The organism is Rhizobium sp. RHZ02, assembly GCF_014851575.1.
Taxonomy (GTDB): Bacteria; Pseudomonadota; Alphaproteobacteria; order Rhizobiales; family Rhizobiaceae; genus Rhizobium; species Rhizobium altiplani.
This window is the reverse complement of the sequence record NZ_JACUZX010000031.1, coordinates 28,188-46,064: the sequence shown is the minus strand read 5'-3', so window position 1 is coordinate 46,064 and position 17,877 is coordinate 28,188. Positions and strand designations below refer to the sequence as shown.

Sequence of the window (17,877 nt, the reverse complement as noted above, 5' to 3'; positions counted from 1 at the left end):
GTGGAGAATCCCGCTCAGCTTCAGAAGGCTATTCATAAACTGATAGCGGCGCACGCGCGAGATCTCTCGGGCGCGCTTCACGAGCATCGCGTGAAACTCTATCCACCCGAAGCTCGAAAGACGCTTCGGTCGTTTTCATCGACAGAGGCTGCGAAGCTCATAGGTGTCAACGATGGCTACCTTCGCCACCTCTCGATCGAGGGCAAGGGGCCGCAGCCTGAGATCGGAAATAACAATCGCCGTTCGTATTCAGTCGAGACTATTCAGGCGCTCCGCGAGTATCTCGACGAGAATGGCAAGGGTGACCGTCGCTACTCACCGCGTCGCAGTGGTCGTGAGCACTTGCAGGTTATAACCGCGGTAAACTTCAAGGGAGGCAGCGGTAAAACCACGACGGCTGCTCATCTAGCTCAGTATCTTGCGCTCAATGGATATCGGGTTCTTGCGATTGATCTTGATCCGCAGGCCAGTATGTCCGCGTTGCACGGATTCCAGCCTGAGTTTGACGTCGGGGACAACGAGACGCTGTACGGCGCCGTTCGTTACGATGAAGAGCGTCGCCCGCTGAAGGACGTAATCAAGAAAACCTACTTTGCGAACCTTGATCTCGTTCCGGGCAATCTCGAGCTTATGGAATTCGAGCACGATACCGCCAAAGTACTCAGCTCTAGCGACCGCAAGAACATCTTCTTCACGCGAATGGACGACGCAATTGCGTCAGTGGCGGACGATTATGACGTTGTCGTCGTCGATTGCCCTCCCCAGCTCGGCTTTCTGACAATCTCCGCTCTGTGCGCCGCAACGGCCGTTCTTGTCACCGTCCACCCTCAGATGCTCGATGTGATGTCGATGTGCCAGTTTCTGTTGATGACCTCAGAGCTTTTGAGCGTCGTGGCGGATGCCGGCGGCAGCATGAACTACGATTGGATGCGTTATCTCGTTACGCGCTATGAGCCAGGGGACGGACCGCAAAACCAGATGGTGTCGTTTATGCGCACGATGTTTGGCGACCATGTCCTGAACCACCCGATGCTCAAGAGTACAGCCATTTCAGACGCGGGGATTACCAAGCAGACTCTTTATGAGGTGAGCCGCGACCAGTTCACGCGAGCAACATACGACCGAGCCATGGAATCGCTCGACAACGTGAACAGCGAAATCGAACAGCTCATTCAATCATCTTGGGGCCGCAAATAATGGCAGTAGAGATCCCACGAAACGCGACATTGACGGAGAAGTTGCCAGCCGGAAACTTTTCAAATTTTGCACTCTCTATGTCCACGCATCAGGCTTATCACGAGCGCCTCAAGGGAAAGCAAGATGGCTAGAAAACATCTCCTTTCAGATTTGAAAGCCCCTGCTTCATCAGCTACGGAGGTCGATGGAGCCAGGGCGGCCGCTACCCCCCAATACGCGCCTCGAGGTGCAATCGGTGCAGTTTCTCGTTCGATTGAAGCCTTGAAGTCGCAGGGACTGAGCGAACTCGATCCCGAACTGATAGATGCGCCGTCCGTTACTGATCGACTTGATGAGGATGGGGCTCAGTTTGAGGAGTTTGCTCGCAACATCCGCGAGAATGGGCAGCAGGTTCCAATTCTTGTCCGCCCTCACCCGACCGTGGAAGGACGGTATCAGATCGCTTACGGCCGCAGACGATTGAGAGCGGTCAAAGCGGCCGGCCTCAAGGTAAAGGCCGCAATCAGAAATCTGACAGATGACGAGCTTGTACTGGCGCAAGGTCAGGAAAACAGTGCGCGTCAGGATCTGTCGTTTATCGAGCGGGCGCTCTATGCGGCCCAGCTCGAAGCGAGTGGGTACCAGCGCCCCGTCATCATGGCAGCGCTGGCTGTCGACAAGAGCAACCTTTCACGGTTGATTCAGGCTGCGACCCAATTGCCGGACGACATCATCCGGCTGATTGGTGCTGCCCCAAAGACGGGCCGTGATCGCTGGTATGAGCTCTCATCGCGATTGGCTGTAGGAGGGGCGGCAGAGAAGGCGCGTGCCCTTCTGTCGACCAGCGACGTCGGCTCCCTAGGTTCTGATGAGCGATTTGTCCGCGTTTTCGACGCAGTTGCACCAAAGAAACCTAAGAACGGAAAAGTTCAGGCAGATGTCTGGCAAGCCGACGATGGGGTCAAGGTTGCGAATTTCCGCCAGGACAGACGAACACTGACATTGATGATCGACAAGAAGGCAGCGCCGGAATTCGGTGAGTACCTGATGTCGGCTCTCCCAGAGATCTACGCTTCGTTCAAGAAGTCGAAGCAATAGATGAGTCGTAACGAAGAAAGGTGCCGATAGCGCAAAGAAAAAGCCCTCCGAAACGGTGTTCCAGAAGGCCTCTCTCAGTTTGGTCGCTTAGAGAATCGCATTTCCCGGAATCACAGTCAAGAGTCAACGCCACACCGGCGTAGCCTTTTCTTTGCCTTGTGAAAGGTGAAGGACATGGAAACGGGTTATATCACGACGCCCTTTGGGCGGCGGCCGATGACGCTTGCCCTGGTGAAGCGTCAGGTGAAGACCGAGCAGGCTGTAACAGCCGGTCCGGTGGATAAGTGGCGTGTGTTTCGCGACGTAAGCGACGCCCGCTCGCGCCTTGGCCTTCAAGATCGAGCCTTGGCCGTCTTGAATGCACTGTTAACATTCTTCCCAGTTGCCGAACTCAGCAACGAGAGGAACTTGGTCGTCTTCCCATCGAATGCTCAGCTATCAGCCCGCACAAATGGCATCGCTGGGACAACCCTGCGCAAGTGCCTCGGTTCGCTGGTGGAGGCCGGTGTAATCATCCGCAAGGATAGCCCTAACGGCAAGCGCTACGCTCGAAAAGGCGACGAAGGAAAAATCGAGGATGCGTACGGCTTCAGCCTCGCGCCGCTTCTTGCGCGCGCCAGCGAGTTTGCTGCCCTCGCCCAAGACGTGGCTACTGAACAGCGCCGCTTCCGCATCACGAAGGACCGCCTCACGATCGTTCGGCGAGATGTCCGCAAGCTGATCACTGTTGGGATGGAAGAGAACCTTGCGGGCGATTGGACTGCCGCGGAAACGTGCTTTGTCGAGATTGTAGGAAGGTTCGTTCGGCGCCCGACTCTACAGGATCTGATAGCGAGCCTCGACGAGATGAGCCTTCTTCACGAGGAAGTCTCCAGGATGCTGGAAATTAAAGAAGAAACCGCAAAAAACGATGGCAATGCCATCGCCGACGGATGCCACATACAGAATTCAAATACCGAATCCTGCAATGAACTTGAACCTCGCTTCGAAAAAAAGCAGGGCGAAAAGTCCGAGACAAACAAGCGGACAGAGCGGAAAGCCGAACCGGAGGCGTTCCCGTTGTCCATGGTGCTGCGTGCCTGCCCGGAGATTGCACCGTTTGGCCCAGGGGGATCTATCGGTAGCTGGCGCGAAATGATGTCAGCCGCGGTAACAGTTCGGTCCATGCTTGGTGTTAGCCCCTCGGCCTACGAGGAGGCGTGCGAAGTCATGGGGCAGGCCGGGGCGGCGATAGCGATAGCGTGCATCTACGAGCGTGGTGGGCACATCAACTCGGCGGGGGGATATCTTCGGGATCTGACCGCGAAAGCGCGGCGAGGGGAGTTTTCGCTTGGGCCGATGCTCTTTGCGCAGCTGAGGGCGAACTCGGTGCCGAACAACGCCACCGCGTGAATCGAACGAAATTGAGGTGTTTCAGGCTAAGCCACTGAAGATTATTGGTAAATTCTCAAAGTTTCCGGCCGGAAACTCGTACTGCCGATGTCTGAGCTTGCGGGCTGGTGCCGCTCTTCATGCCCTGGACATCTGAGCATTGGACGAATGGCCGATTTCAGGGCGGGGGAGGCGAAGGCGCCGTCAAACCCGCGTGTTGTATGGCACTTATATGCGACTTAATCCGCTGGCGAGAATTATTCGCACCTCTCGTTGCGATGACGTCGGTAACTAAGAGCCTGAAAACTCTTCGACTGTCACCGATTAACCCATTGAACGACTATGGGTTTCTCCATATCTTCCGCTCGGCATTTGGGTTGGGGACTTTGAAAGAATGGCTGCTGTAACATCTACGACGGTGGAGGTCGACGACGACGTCACCGGCCTCCAATGGGCGGTTAATGATTTCGAAGAATTGGCGAAATTGATTGCGGTCATCGCGCTTGGGCAGGCGCAGCATGCTGTGAGGATCATCGACGCCCTTGAACCTCATGGTCCTGCTCTGTCAGACGAGGAACTGTTCCGCGGAGCGCGGGGTCAAATGTTGATCCGGGGACAAACCGATGCGCAGAAAGAAGTCTCGCGCTACCATCGGGACGGCTTTTTGTTTGAATGCATTTCCTGGATTGTTGCCCGTCAGTCGAGCAGTTCCCGGACCTTCATGAAGGATCCGCACATTGCTTCCACGACGCAAGGTCTCGACGGCCTTGCGATCGAAATGGATCCGACTGAGCCGGTGATGGTTGGCGCAACTATCTTCGAGGACAAATGCACGGAAAATCCGCGGAAGAAGTTCAAGGGCGAGGTACTCGTGACCTTTGGGGAGCACCACGCCAGCAAACGAATGCGCGATTTGGTTGCCAACGCGGTGAGTTTGATCCGAGAAACTGGGCTTAACGGGACCGAAGCAACGAAGGCAGCCGCCAGGGTGCTCGACAAGAGCTTTCGGACCTATCGGGCGGCCCTGACCGTTGGAGCCGAGGTATCGACGGCCACGAGACGGAAGAAGCTCTTCAAGGGTTACAACGGTCTAGCCGATATCACCAAGGACCAGCGCATTGGAGCAACATTGATTGTCAGCGAGTTGCGCGGGTGGTTTCAGGAACTCGCTGAAGAAGTAATTAAAGAACTCAAGCAATTTGAAGCCGACCATGTTTGACATCCGCACATCGGAACTCTCTTCGAGCCGCGCCTAGTTTGCCCGAGCTCGATGCCCAACAAATCCCTCAGATGCTGACGCGGCACTATGCCGAGCTAGTCTCGGCAAGGCTCAAGGGGGAAAATGACGCCGCTTCAGAGAAGGAAACATGGTCGCTCGATCGTATCGCTGACGTTTATGAGATTGTCGCGTCCATTGAAGAGGATCCGGAACTACGCCGGGCTGCCGCCTTCGTAGCGGGTACAGCTCAGCAAATTATTGCACGGCGATCGTCTCCCGCTTTTGAGACCGAGCATACATCGCCGATCAGTCGCGATGGTGTTGATCCGGCGGTATCGGCAGCTGTGCTCTTCCTGGGAGCTGAACAATATGCTGACGCCTACGAGGCAGGAGCATCCATTCCCCGGAGTCGGGGACCTTTCGAAATCAGGATCCTCGGTGACCACATTCGCGATTTGGTCCAGGGTAGGCTGACCTCGATACTCACCCGCGCCAATCGCTGGCGCGTCGACGCGCCGATAATTGGTACGATCCAGACCCGAGCCTTTCGTAGCCTCGCATCGGCTGTGATCGAAGGCATTGAGAGACTTGCAGCGAACTTGATGTCAGTCGCGGTCCCTGAAGCGACGCCTGGAAGGTTCGCTACTGCTCAGGATGCCTTTCGGAAAGTCATAGAGCTTTGCGCGAATGTGGAAGTGGCCGGTGAGGAGATGCTCGGTGGTGAGCTGCGCACTGCCTATGCGGGGCCAACCCATCTTGCCTCCATGTTGCTTTCCGCGTCTGATGCCATTGACAAGGCTGCGCTCACCAAATTGCCTCCGCCCGATGGCGCAGACGCCGGCTTTTGGCAACGATGGCTCACATTTAGGGCCGAGGACGCGCCCTATGTTTGGCGAAACCATAGGGAAGCAATCCACAAGGGGTTTTACGAGACTGGGAATTCCGCGGTCCTCGTCTTGCCGACCGGGGCCGGTAAGACGACAATCAGCGTGCTGAAGATCGCCGCAACGCTCGCTCGTAAGAAAAAGGTCATCTTCCTTGCTCCTACGCACGCCCTCGTGGAGCAACTCACCGACGACCTGCAGAAGATGTTCCCAACCGACAAGTTTGGGCTAGAGGTTTCCAGCGACTACGATTCCCTGCTCCTGGAAGAAGCGCAGCTGCAGGACATCGAGGTCATGACACCGGAGCGATGCCTGGCGATGCTCTCCTATTCCCCGACGTCGTTCCATAAGGTTGGATTGCTGGTTTTTGACGAATGCCATCTCCTAAGCGCGGAATCGGGAAAAATCGGCCGTGCCCTTGATGGCATGCTGTGCCTGTTGGCGTTTCGAGCTGCTGTTCCGGAAGCGGATATGCTTTTCCTTTCGGCGATGCTGAAAAACGGACCAGAGTTTTCCGAGTGGATTGCAAAACTCACCGGTCGGCCCTGTCTGGCGGTCGATCTGCTCTGGAAGCCAAGCCGCCAGGCTCGTGGAGTCGTTACGTACGAGGAAAATGAAATCGCGCAGGCTGTCGAACGCGCAAAAACCGTCCAGAAAGCAAAAAACGTTCAAGAAAAAAAGATTGCAAAAGGCCTGCGCGCACCTGCCGAACGTGAGATCACGGCGCAGCCCTACGTGGTCTGGGGATTGCAACATAATTGGACGAGATCGACGACGGCGCATGCGTTCACGAGTATTTCGGACGACGCATTCCAGTTGGCAGGTGGCTTCAAAGGAGTAAGGATTTGGGCAACCCCTAACGCCAACGACGTCGCTGCGGCGATCTCGTTAAGCGCCCACAAAAGCGGGCTCAAAACCATCGTTTTCGTCAACACAAAAGCCGATGCAGTCGGAACGGCGAAGAAGATAGCCAGTGAACTGGGCGAAGCCGTCGTTCTCAACGAAAGCGAAGTGTCGTTATGGGATGCTCTCGTACTGGAGCTCGGCGATGCTAAGCATTCGATCTTTGGCGAACCAAACTTCGGTGCTGTCCCGCATAATTCATCGATGCTTCGGCTAGAGCGCGCTTTATCTGAGCGGCTGTTTCGCCGAAACGACGGTGCGCGCGTGATTGTAGCTACGCCTACTCTTGCGCAAGGTTTGAATCTCCCGGCCCATCTCGCCGTATTGGCGGGCGATAAACGTTCGAGTGCGACAGATGGGAAGCGAGAAGCGCTCGAAGCCCATGAACTCCTGAACGCCGCAGCACGTGCGGGCAGGGCGGGCCACCTGGCCAATGGCGTCGTCATCTTGGTTCCCGAACCGATAACGACGTTCAAGCCAGGAGCGGTGCTGAACGCGGATTTGAAGGGTAAGCTGAAGTCTGTTCTGCCTGAGGACGATCGCTGTGTCACGATTACCGATCCTCTCGAGGTAGTTCTCGACCGCGTCATGGAGGGGAAGCTGGATGATCGACAGGTAACTTATACGATCAATCGCCTCGTGGCGTTGAGCGCGGCGGACGTCGACGTCGCATCAACCGATAACTTGATGTCCCGGTCATTCGGTTCGTTTCTGGCCGAGAAAAAGAAGAAGCAGGACGACCACCTGAAGAAGGTCGAAGAACTGTGGGACTTCGCAAAGGAGGCCGTCGAGAACGATCCTCAGGCGGTCGTCCTATTGATGGCATCCCAGAGCGGGCTTCCCCTTGACCTTCTGGAAAAGCTCAGGGTGCGTCTTTCCGATGGGCTAGGGAACTTGCCAACGACCATAGAGGGATGGATCGGATGGGTGTTTAGATGGCTGAAGGAAGATGCCGATGCGTGCGAGCATTTGCTGAGAGATGTGGAAAAATCCGCCATATCAGCGGCGGGCAAGAAGGCTGGTACCCCGCTCACAGCTGCCGTGCTTGAAGCCATACAACCCGGCATTGAAGCTTGGATTAGCGGCCAACCGGTAAACGAGATTCAGCGAGCGTTGGGTGGCAATCCGAACGGCACGCCCGAGAGTTCGAAGATGTGCCTGCGGGCGCGTGAACTGATAGCGACATTTATTCCTCGTGGCCTCTCATTTGTGATTGGCGTAGTCGCTCGAATGGCCGAGGAACTTGACGCTGATAAGTCTCAACCGCCGCTCGACTTGGAGTTGCTGCAAAGCCTCTCAGGGGCGGTTCGCCGAGGGTTTGATACAGTCGGGAAACTCCAGTTTGCAAATGGACACCGGGAAATCCTGGGTCGGGTGCAATTGCATCGACTTTATGAGGAAACTTATGGCTTCGCAAACGAGGAGTTTGATGAAGAGCTATAGGGCAGGGTATGCAAACTCGCACCTCTGTCTGTTGGTGCCTCGTGCTATGGTGGCGTCACCACACGAAAGTGCTCGATCTGTCGAGATTTAAGTAGCGTGACCATATCGACCGGGCTGCGGTGCCTACCCGTGGCATCCATCTTGCGGTCATAGCAGTCTTGCTGCGCGACCGCTGCGACGTTCGGCACTGTTATAGTAGCTCGATGCCTGCTGCAGCGATCGGTGTCTTGACTGCTCCATCGCTTCAGGAAGCGGGATGCCGCGGTTTGCGGCCTCCGTAAGATAGCCCGAACGGATTCCGTGTGCGGAAAACTCCCCACTGTCCAATCCAGCCATCGCCACCCGCTGCTTGATCATCGCATTGACCGACTGGGGATCGAGCGCGCGCCGCGAAACAGTTCCCCATCGCCCAATCGCCCTAAACACACTTCCCTTATCGATCTTGGCAGCAGTCATCCAGGCATTGAGCGCCTCCACTGATCGACCGGTAAGATAGACAACATCGTCTTGCTCGCCGCTGGTGGTCTTGGTGCGACCGAGATGGATGGCGAGAGAGCGGAGGGGGCTTCCGCCTTCGACCAGAATCGGCGGCTCGACGGTCAGTTGTTCGCGGCGCAGTCCGGCGATCTCGCTGCGCCGACGGCCGCCAGAGGCGAAGGCGACCATCAGGATGGCGCGGTCGCGGAGATCGCGCAGGCTGTCGGTCGCGCAGGTCGCCAGCAGTTTGGCCAGCACGTCACCGGTGACGGCCTTGGCGCTCTTGCGACGCCGGGTCCGAGGAACAGCGCGTATAGCGAGGCGAATGGCGGATTTGAGGGCAGGGGAGGCGAGGGCGCCGTCAAGGCCGCGCCATTTGGTTAGCGTCGACCAGTTTGCCAGCCGGCGGCGCACCGTCGCCGGCGCATGCGGACCGACGGATTTGAGAAACCCCTGGCGCCGGAGGCTTTCGTCGACGTCGGCCGGCATCCCGTGATCGGGATCCGTGTCGCGGCGTTGCGGGTCCCAGAGGTGATGGGCGACGAATTTCAAAAGCAGCGCCTCGGGCGCCGGCCACGGCAGCGAGCGTCCGGTGGCGGCTATCCCCCAGGCTTCGAGATAGGCGAGATCCGAGGTCAGGGCGCGAAGGGTATTGTCGCCCATGCCCTGGTTGACGAGATGGCGCAGCGTTTCGACATCCTGGTCGGTCAACAGTTCGGCGAGTTCGTCTCGGCGCTCGATCGGCAGGACGGCGGCGATCGTGTCGAGTTCTTCAGCGCGGCGCTCGACGGCATTTTGGGTTTTCTTGGCTTTGGCCACGGGGCGCTCCAAAAGGACGGTTTCAGCGGCCGCCAGGACCGTGATTTGCCCCGATTCTTTCTGATTTGCACCCTGAAATCAATCAACCACCGATAACCAGTACTTATCGATGGTTCGAACTGCAGCCGAAGATTGTCATGAGCAGCGGAAGCAATCCCCTGTATCGCTTCTTATAACGGAATTGTTACCATAAGTTCAACGTGTTATGATTTAGCGAATCTGCCCATCCAGACCTGTTTCGGTGTAAGCGGGGCTGATTTGGTGGCAGACCCGACGAATTTTACGGATTTTGGAGCGCCGTCGCTGTCGTCCCATAGGGGACGATGCTCTCAGGCTCGTCCCGCAACGATGAAGGGGAGTGGCGGAATAAAATGGTCGCCGTCGCCAATGCCCAGCCGTTCCCCAAGATAATGCCCGAACGACAGGCCGAGCTTTTGGCAGGTCTTCATCAGACCGAGCATGCTATCGCGCGCCTGCCGACCATTGCCGCTCACGGTGCCGCCGTGATATCTTTCGCTTGATGACAAAGCAGCGCAGATCTCTTTCCGACGCGTTCGTATGCAGTGGCATTTCAGGTCGCTCCAGAACCCGCAGCAGGTCGGCCTTGTGGCGCCTCAGCCCAGACAACAGTTTGTCGAGGTCCCATAGCCGGTACGAATGGAAAAGATCCGATCGAACCGGAGCTTTAGACTTCAATACGAGTGCCTGGACGCCACCCGCTGGGAGGCCGGAGAGCTTTGTCACCCAATACAGGGCGTTTCAATCGGGGTGGGCTTCCATGATGCTCGTCGCCAACCCAGTGGGATTGTATGACGGAGGGACATGGCAGTGCGCTACGTCGAAATCCGGTTCAAAACTTCATTGTGCGATCCCGGGGCAGTTTTTAGTGGTCGATGGATGAAATGAAACGCCGCCGACCGTCTGCTATTGCCTTCGAACAGCCGGCGGCAGCGTTTCCACTCAGTTTGAGCCGGATGAGGCTATGATGCATTGCTAAAAAAGAATACTCAATCTGGCAGCTTTCTCCTTGCGACTGTTCCAGTTGCCTAGTGAGAGTGGCAATTCTGATACACCGGGCTTCGTGATCAGGCCTCGCTCCCCATGTTTCATCTTGAGCGGCAATCGGATCGAAAAACGTCTACAGATCACACCCGATCAGCTGCGCGAGGGGATTAAGTCCCGCACGCCACTGGCAGAGGCAAGACGTTGCGGGGGCGTGCCCGTCCGAAATAGTGCCCTAATGAGATCCGTTCTAATGCCCAGCCATATCCCCAGACCTTGATGGTGGCCGTTTTTGCGTCATTGAGGTTCTTGCACTGGGCGGTAACCCTGGTGAGGCGACCCTTGTGCCTGGAGCGTCCCTCGCAGCCGTTTGTCCTCCCGATTTTAGGACTCCGAGATCAGTGGTCGTCTCGTCTCGGCGATTGTTCCACGACTTTCTCAATCTTCACATCAGAGCCGTGAGCAGAGAGCTTAGAAATAGGCTTATACTCAAGTCTGTGCTTGAGGCTTCCTGCTTATGCTGATGGGGGGGAACGGCCCGCTCCAACAGCATCATTGTGCTAAAACGTGGTCGTTGTTCAAACGCCACAAGGGAGGGACCGTTCCATGAAGCAGATTAGCACCATCGGGCTGGATTTGGCGAAGCACATTTTTCAAGTTCACGGAGCAGATGAGGACGGCTCTCAACTTTTCAGCCGGAGGCTGCGACGTAGTGAAGTGCTGCATTTCTTCTCGAAGCAACCTGCCTGCGTTGTCGGAATCGAAGCCTGTGGCAGCGCCCATTATTAGGCTCGCGAGATCGCCAGGTTCGGCCACGACGTGCGGCTTATTCCCCCGGCCTATGTCTAGCCCCTCGTTAAAAGGAGTAAAACAGATGCAGCGGACGCCGAGGCCATCAGTGAGGCCGTGACGCGCAAGACCATGGGGTTCGTTCCGGTCAAAACGGCTGCGCAACAAGCGGAAGCGATAGTGCTTAAGAGCCGCAGTCTTCTGGTGAAGCAGCGAACGTAGGTGGTCAATGCCCTGCGTTCGCATCTGAGCGAATTGGGTATCATTGATGCCGCCGGCATGGGAAAGGTCGAGACGCTGGTGGCGGTCCGATTTCACGGATGTCCGCTTACCTGCGGCAGCGCGGCTCGCCTTGATGGCGATTGCCAATCAGATCGATGCTCTGGCAGGCCAGATCGACCGGCTTGATCGCGCTATTGTTGCCGAAGCAAGGACTGATGAGGATATGCGCCGGCTGACCACGATCCCTGGCGTTGGCGCCATCATCGCGGCTACTGTCAAGGCGCTGGTGCCAGACCCCGGTGGTTTCAAATCAGCTCGTCACTTTGCCGCCTGGCTGGGACTTACGCCGAGACAGTATTCGAGTGGAGGGAAAGAACGGATGGGGCGCATCTCGAAGATGGGAAATCCCGAACTTCGATGCCTCCTCGTTCTTGGAGCGACAGCAGTCCTCCGTGGCGCCCGCAAAAATGAGCGAGCACAGCCCTGGCTGAGGACGCTGCTTGCCCGTCGCCCATTCAAGGTGGCCGCAGTTGCGCTGGCCAATAAGATGGCGCGGATTGTCTGGGCGCTTCTAAACAAGAGTGGAGTTTATCGACGCCCGGAGGTGTCGGAGACGGCTGCGGTTGCCCGTTGATGAGCAGCACGGTGACCTACCAAACGATCTGACCGGCGCGGGCCGGCAGAGGGCAAGGAGCAACAACGGACGGTGAACCCACGGGACGAAATCCTGACAGGAGAGAAACCGGACACTCATGCGCTTCGAGCGCGTTATGCTGATTAGTCGCTCCTGTCGCGGACCTCATCGAGGCCAGTAGTACCCATTTCGGGTATAGATACATTCTCCGGCAGCGATTGGGAATTTGTATCGTCCGCCGAGATTTTTTGAGCCCCGTGACGTTGAACGCGTCAACGCATACATCTAGGAAGCGGAACAACTCGTTGTTGATGCCACGGAAAGCCCTGTGATCAATTCCGCTTCATCGCCGTGAACCGCGCCGGGTTTACCGACAACATCCTCCAGAAGTCGAAGTTGTTCGACTGCTTATGGTGCACTCGTGGGGAGAGTGCACGCTACTGGACGTGTGTAAGAATTCCACCTCGCTACTGAGTGGCAAAGGTCAATATAGGACCTCAATGCAATGGTGGCGGCGTCAGTGCCGCCACCGGCAAAATATCCTACATCTTGGATACTGCTTCCATGGCGTCGGCGAGGGTAGAACTGGGGTTGCTCTTGCAATAAGCAGCGACCTTCTCCGCATTCGCGTGGGCTTTGTCGCCGTCAATCATGGCGCTGCCAGCTTTGCCGTGAACGTACCCATTCACCCACATGGCCACGCCAATGGTCTTGGCGGCCGGCATGTCTCCGACATCCTTGCAGGTCACCTTCGACATGTCTGCTTCCGCGGTCAATGCTTGGCCAGCCAAGCCAAGGCCCGCGACTGCTAGTGCGATTGAAACAAGACGTATCATGGTCGTCCTCCCATAGCCTCGCCCTGCCAGAGCGAGTGCTCGTGTGTGCAGTGATATGTTTGGAAACCACAAGGGGCCGTAGCCAGAACCGACCTCGGCAGGTCGCAGTTTAGAAACAACTAATAATAGCACGATAGAATGAAGAATACGCGCATTTTCATAGAATTTGCTCAGACGTCCTTTTCCTCCCCGCACGAAGCAACTGCGAGTGCACCTGTAATGTCCTCGAAGGCGGGATGAACGCCGTGGCCAGCAAGCGGCAGAATAATTCTCAAAAGCGTGCTTTCGGTTACGATGGCGACCCGTTCGATCGATGATGACTAATGATGAATCTCAAATAGGCCGTGATTGCTTCGAACCTCTCCCAGCCGGGAACGATCTCGACTTGTCAACAATGACCGCGACAATCCATATCGCCGCGCCGTCACTGAGCCTGCAGAAAGGCTTGCAAGCTCTCCTCGACGATCCGAACCTTCCCTTCGTCCGACCAATCCCCTCGGCGACCAAGTAATTGTAGCGCATGACATAAGCTATGGACTTAACGTCAATCAGCAGATCAGAACAGACGGCCGTCGGCGGAGGGATACCCCCGCTAGGACGGCGCGGAGGAACTGGCGCGCAATGACTTTGCTTGAAAAAGGCCGTCGGAAGCGATACCGCGCACGAACTGCGGCCCAACGCCGTAGCCGACCGCGAACAGGAACATCAGGAAGAAGACCGATTTGACGTTCGGCGATATGACGATGCCGAGCTGCCCGATGACCACGGCGGCGAGCAGGGTCGAGGTGACGGCACCGAGACCGAGACCCTTATAGGTGAACTTGCCAACGAAATAGCCGATCGCAAGCGACAGGAAGATGGCGATTTCGGGATATTTCTGAAGCGTTGCGGCAAACCATTGAAGCATGGTGGCGATCTCCGGCGTAGGATCTCTTCGGCTGTGTCTTCTACAAATCGAATAGCGTCCCGCCCTACGGCTGAGCTGTCTCGCCCTTGGCGGCGCGGTAGGCCTGCAGATAGCCTCGCGCCACCGAACGGATGGCCCTGCCGATCGAATCGTAGGCTTCGTCCGGCAAATTGGCGAAGGATACGCGTACCGACCAGTTGGGCGCATCGAAGCCGGATCCATTGAGGACGACGATGCCATGGTCCTCGGCTAGCTTGAAGGCGATATCGAGCGGATGAACGTTCTCCTTCACCCAGTCCGTCACCTCGTCGCCGACGTACTTACGTGCCCAATATTCATAGTCGATGATGCCGTAGTAGCGGTCGAAATAGGGGCGAGCCTTGAACTCGATCCCCATTCCGTTCATCAGCTTGTCGAACCGGCGCTGGCAAATGGCCATGCACGCCTTCTGATAGATTTTTTCCTCGTCCATCATTTCGACAAGGCCGAACAGCGACATCATCACCTGCTGTGGTAGCGACAGACCGGCCGTGTGGTTTAGCGCCACATCGCGGCTGTCGGCAACGATGCGATCAATGAACTTGAGATCGCTCGGATGTGGCGTCAGCGCCTTGTAGCGTGCGTCGAGGAGCTTTTGCGTCGCCGCAGGCATCTCTCGGATCATCTTGTCGAAAATGTTGTCCTGGGCGACGGCGACGACGCCGAGGCGCCAGCCCGTGCATCCGAAATACTTCGAATAGGAATAGACGCCGATCGTGTTGTGAGGCAGATGGCCCATGACGGATTCGAAATTCGGCACGAAGGTGCCGTAGACGTCATCGGTCAGGATCATCAGATCGGGGCGCTTGGTTTTGACGAATTTGACCAGCCGGTCCATGCTTTCCGGATCGATCGCGACCGCGGAGGGATTACCTGGATTAACGATGAACAGCGCCTTGACGGACTTGTCCGCGAGCGGCTTCAGGTCTTCCTCGGTCAACTGGAAACGGTCTTCCGCCTCCGCCGAAACATGGATCTGCTTCAGCGAATAGTCTTCGAGATGCGGCATCTCGAGATAGGGCGTGAAGATCGGCGTGACGAGCGCAATCGTATCAGCGGAGTTCAGAAGGCGAGCATTCTTGAGTGCTTTGAAGATGTAGCACATGGCCGCGGTACCGCCTTCGACCGGGTAGAGGTCGAATTTCGCGTTCGGGCGGTGGCCAGCGCACATGGCCCACATCAGATATTCATGAGTGATCGCTTCGTTGTGCACCAACGCGCGGTCGGGAACCGGATAGTGGTCGCCGATGATCGAATCCGTGAGTTCGTTGACGAACTTGTCAGGCTCGAAGGCGAATTTCTTGATGGCAAAATCCACCACAGCGTCGAGCGTCTCAGCGCCGGGCGTGTCCGGATCGCCCTTGCGTTTTTCTACCCATGCCTTCAGCCGCTTGTAGCATCCGTCGACGGGCGGCATTCCCGCGAGACCCGCTTCCTCATCGAAGGAAACACGCTTGGCCTCGGTCAGCGCGAACTGACCGAGAAGGAAGAAAGCTTCGCGCGCCTTGGTTGCGATCCAGTTGGGGTTGCCTCGCCCGGCGTTGAGATATGCACGACCCGATTTGTCGGCCTGAGCCAGTCTGATGAGTTCGTCCTTAATCTCAAAAGGGCTGAGATCGACAAATTTTGCGTAGATTCCCGCTTCCGTCATTATCATTCCTCCCACTGTGGTATGCCTGCCGGGCATTGGACACATCGAAATGCGGACTTCGAGTTCTGTTAGTTGGAATGGTATTCGATGAGATTGCTCCGGCAAAGGATGTTACATCTTCAAGAAGGTAGTATACGGTAGTCGGACTTCCAGGATGGACGGTCGGAAACGCGCGACTTTCAGTCATACTGTGGAAATCTTTCGACGCGGCGGCAGGCATATATAGAAACCCCTTCGAAGTCAGGAGTCATCGAACGAAGCAAGTTCGCGGCCCACTTCCGCCTACGCGTTTCAGGCTCTCAGGCACGGCCGTTGTCGGACCGCACTGCAATTGGCGACGACGTGCGGGGGCAAGATCCCAATTGCCTATCTCGGACAGAGTGGAGTCTTCGCGTTCTGATCGTCCAATTCGATACACCCGGAGCAATGGTATCGGTTGCCACCGCCATTGAGACGGACCTCCCGGTCGATGAGGGTAGTCTGCAGGTTCGACCCTGTCGCACCCAAAAGTGGCACCCCTTGGAGCAAGGGACGCATCGCCACTGGGGCGATCTTCACATCAGCAAATTTGCTTGTCACATGAAAACAACAATCATCTAAAATGGCGGTCGCAAGCAACGATTTTAACACGTGGCGAATTGATCGATTTAGCCGAGAGTGAAATGACTATCACGGCAATTGTCGGAATGCCCGATCCCGGTGGCGGGGTGCATCGAGGAAAGGATTTTCAAATGAACATACGGATGGCTTTGATGACCTCCGCCGCAGCATTTGCTGCTGCGTCCACGCCGGTCTTTGCTGCTGACGCAATCGTCGCCGCTGAACCCGAGCCAGTTGAATACGTCCGCGTCTGCGACGCCTATGGCACCGGCTACTTCTATATCATAGGCACCGAAACCTGCCTCAAGGTCAGCGGTTACCTGCGTTTCGAAGTCTATGCCGGCCCGGATGAGAAAGGCACCTCGGACTGGAACGCTCGCACGCGCGCTCATGTGCAGTTCACCGCCAAGAGCGACACCGAATATGGTCCGCTCACCGGCCTGATCGTTATACGAAACAACGGTGACAATCCCGAGACGACCTCGATCCTGGACTCGGCCTACATCGACATCGCCGGCTTCCGCGCTGGTCTGTTTTACAGCTGGTGGGATGACGACCTTTCCGGCGAACCGGACGTCCTGTCGAGCTTTGAAACCCTGCACAACTCCATCCGCTACCAGTATGAAAACGGCGACTTCTACGCTGGCGTCACCGTCGACGAGCTGGAAGACGGCTATTACAAACCCGGTGAGAACCCGAACAATTTCGGTGTGGGCCTTGGCATCGGCGGCAAGGCCGGAGCAATCAGCTATCAGGTCATCGGCAGCTACGACACCGACAACGAAGACGGTGCAGTGCGCGGAATGCTCTTTGCTGATATCGGCCCCGGGACCCTTGGACTGGCAGCGATTTACGCATCTGGTCCGAACTCCTACTACTCCCAGTCGGAATGGACCGTTGCTGCCGAATACGCGTACAAGGCCAACGAAAAGTGGACCATCACCCCGGAGGCCCAGTACTTCGGCAATTACGTCCCTGATCTCGGTAGCTTCAGTGGCGACTCGTTCGACGGCCTGGGCGACGCGTGGACGGTCGGCATCACGATTGACTACCAGATCGCTGACAACCTCTATGCCAAGGCAACGGCCGATTACACTGATCCCGACGATGCTGACGAGGTAACCAAGGGTTTCTTCCGTCTGCAGCGCTCGTTCTAGTTCGGGAGTCGGTGTCACGGTCCCAAGCTTGGGCACCATTTTGCCGACCCAGCCCTTGACCGGTCGGGTTAAGATGACTTCGCCGCTTCGTAAAGCGCTGTGCGCACGCCAAAGCCCGTATAGGGGTCGAACAAGATGGGGTGGTTGCCGTCCTCCCCGCTGCACGTCAACCCGAGATTCGCTTTGTCCCTTCCAAGACAGCGGATCAGCAGGCCCGGGCCGTCTTGTTTGGGCTCGGGAACGCGCAGAACGCCGGAGCTTTCGGCTCTGTAGATTGGAGGGCCGCACGAAGACACAGTACCAGATGCTGCTCATCGAACGACTTAGGAAGGTAACAAACGACCCCATTTTTCCGGGCGCGGGCGTGGTCGACGTCGTCGGGATAGGCAGTTAACGAGGATCATAGGAATCGCGTAACCAGGCCTCAGCTTTCGTCCGCTTCGAGCTCAGATGCGCCTGTACCTGTCGTTCATCCGCAGCACTGTGCTGACGCGACAAAGCCGGCGGCTTTCCAGTCGTTTCACGGCTGGCGTTATCGTACTTGGCTCCAGCGCCAGTCGATCGGCAATCGCGGTAAGGGTCGGAAGCCAGCAGCAACCAGTTCAGGGTAGATATTACGGTAAGTTACTTGTCTGAGGTTGCGTCCTGAG

The 17,877-nt window shown here is 56.9% G+C and carries 11 protein-coding genes and 2 pseudogenes; 7 read left to right on the top strand and 6 right to left on the bottom strand.

Annotated features, from left to right (window positions below; genetic code table 11):
* The 5 genes from repA (at position 1) to IB244_RS27840 (ending at position 8,094) form a co-directional block, all read left to right on the top strand.
* Positions 1–1,197, top strand: a complete 1,197-nt coding sequence (repA, locus tag IB244_RS27860) for a plasmid partitioning protein RepA (RefSeq protein ID WP_192240538.1) — start codon at positions 1–3, stop codon at positions 1,195–1,197.
* 123 nt (positions 1,198–1,320) lie between these two features.
* Positions 1,321–2,274 carry a plasmid partitioning protein RepB gene (gene repB / locus IB244_RS27855; protein WP_192306317.1) on the top strand — a complete coding sequence of 318 codons (954 nt, stop codon included), beginning with the start codon at positions 1,321–1,323 and terminating at the stop codon, positions 2,272–2,274.
* A 174-nt stretch (positions 2,275–2,448) separates the two neighbouring features.
* On the top strand, positions 2,449–3,666 hold the full coding sequence (repC, locus tag IB244_RS27850) for a plasmid replication protein RepC (protein ID WP_192240537.1): 1,218 nt from the start codon (positions 2,449–2,451) through the stop codon (positions 3,664–3,666).
* A gap of 373 nt (positions 3,667–4,039) precedes the next feature.
* Positions 4,040–4,864: a hypothetical protein gene (locus IB244_RS27845; protein WP_192240484.1), complete on the top strand. Its 825-nt coding sequence runs from the start codon at positions 4,040–4,042 to the stop codon at positions 4,862–4,864.
* A gap of 38 nt (positions 4,865–4,902) precedes the next feature.
* On the top strand, positions 4,903–8,094 hold the full coding sequence (locus IB244_RS27840; RefSeq protein WP_192240483.1) for a DEAD/DEAH box helicase: 3,192 nt from the start codon (positions 4,903–4,905) through the stop codon (positions 8,092–8,094).
* A gap of 147 nt (positions 8,095–8,241) precedes the next feature.
* Here the strand turns inward: IB244_RS27840 and IB244_RS27835 are convergent, their stop codons facing one another.
* The 3 genes from IB244_RS27835 to IB244_RS32990 all read right to left on the bottom strand — a co-directional run bounded on the left by IB244_RS27835 (position 8,242) and on the right by IB244_RS32990 (position 10,134).
* Complete coding sequence (locus IB244_RS27835) at positions 8,242–9,390, bottom strand: site-specific integrase (protein WP_192240482.1); 1,149 nt, start codon at positions 9,388–9,390, stop codon at positions 8,242–8,244.
* 329 nt (positions 9,391–9,719) lie between these two features.
* A complete protein-coding gene (locus IB244_RS32590; RefSeq protein ID WP_246734720.1) occupies positions 9,720–9,884 on the bottom strand; it encodes a hypothetical protein in 165 nt (54 codons plus the stop codon).
* Positions 9,853–10,134: a transposase gene (locus IB244_RS32990; protein ID WP_312867271.1), complete on the bottom strand. Its 282-nt coding sequence runs from the start codon at positions 10,132–10,134 to the stop codon at positions 9,853–9,855. The genes IB244_RS32590 and IB244_RS32990 overlap by 32 nt, the downstream gene beginning before the upstream one ends.
* Before the next feature lie 864 nt (positions 10,135–10,998).
* On the opposite strand from IB244_RS32990, the pseudogene IB244_RS27825 reads away from it, so the two are divergent.
* Positions 10,999–12,037, top strand: a pseudogene (locus tag IB244_RS27825) (IS110 family transposase).
* 542 nt (positions 12,038–12,579) lie between these two features.
* Here IB244_RS27825 and IB244_RS27820 read toward each other — a convergent pair.
* The 3 genes and pseudogenes from IB244_RS27820 to IB244_RS27810 form a co-directional block, all read right to left on the bottom strand.
* Positions 12,580–12,873 carry an HdeA/HdeB family chaperone gene (locus tag IB244_RS27820; RefSeq protein ID WP_192240481.1) on the bottom strand — a complete coding sequence of 98 codons (294 nt, stop codon included), beginning with the start codon at positions 12,871–12,873 and terminating at the stop codon, positions 12,580–12,582.
* A 628-nt stretch (positions 12,874–13,501) separates the two neighbouring features.
* Positions 13,502–13,780 (bottom strand): annotated as a pseudogene (locus tag IB244_RS27815) (aspartate-alanine antiporter); the annotation flags it as partial.
* A gap of 64 nt (positions 13,781–13,844) precedes the next feature.
* Positions 13,845–15,470 (bottom strand): bifunctional aspartate transaminase/aspartate 4-decarboxylase, encoded by a 1,626-nt coding sequence (locus tag IB244_RS27810; protein ID WP_192306314.1) that lies wholly within the window; start codon positions 15,468–15,470, stop codon positions 13,845–13,847.
* Positions 15,471–16,201: 731 nt separating this feature from the next.
* On the opposite strand from IB244_RS27810, the gene IB244_RS27805 reads away from it, so the two are divergent.
* Positions 16,202–17,227 carry a porin gene (locus IB244_RS27805; RefSeq protein WP_192240513.1) on the top strand — a complete coding sequence of 342 codons (1,026 nt, stop codon included), beginning with the start codon at positions 16,202–16,204 and terminating at the stop codon, positions 17,225–17,227.
* Positions 17,228–17,877 lie beyond the last annotated feature (650 nt).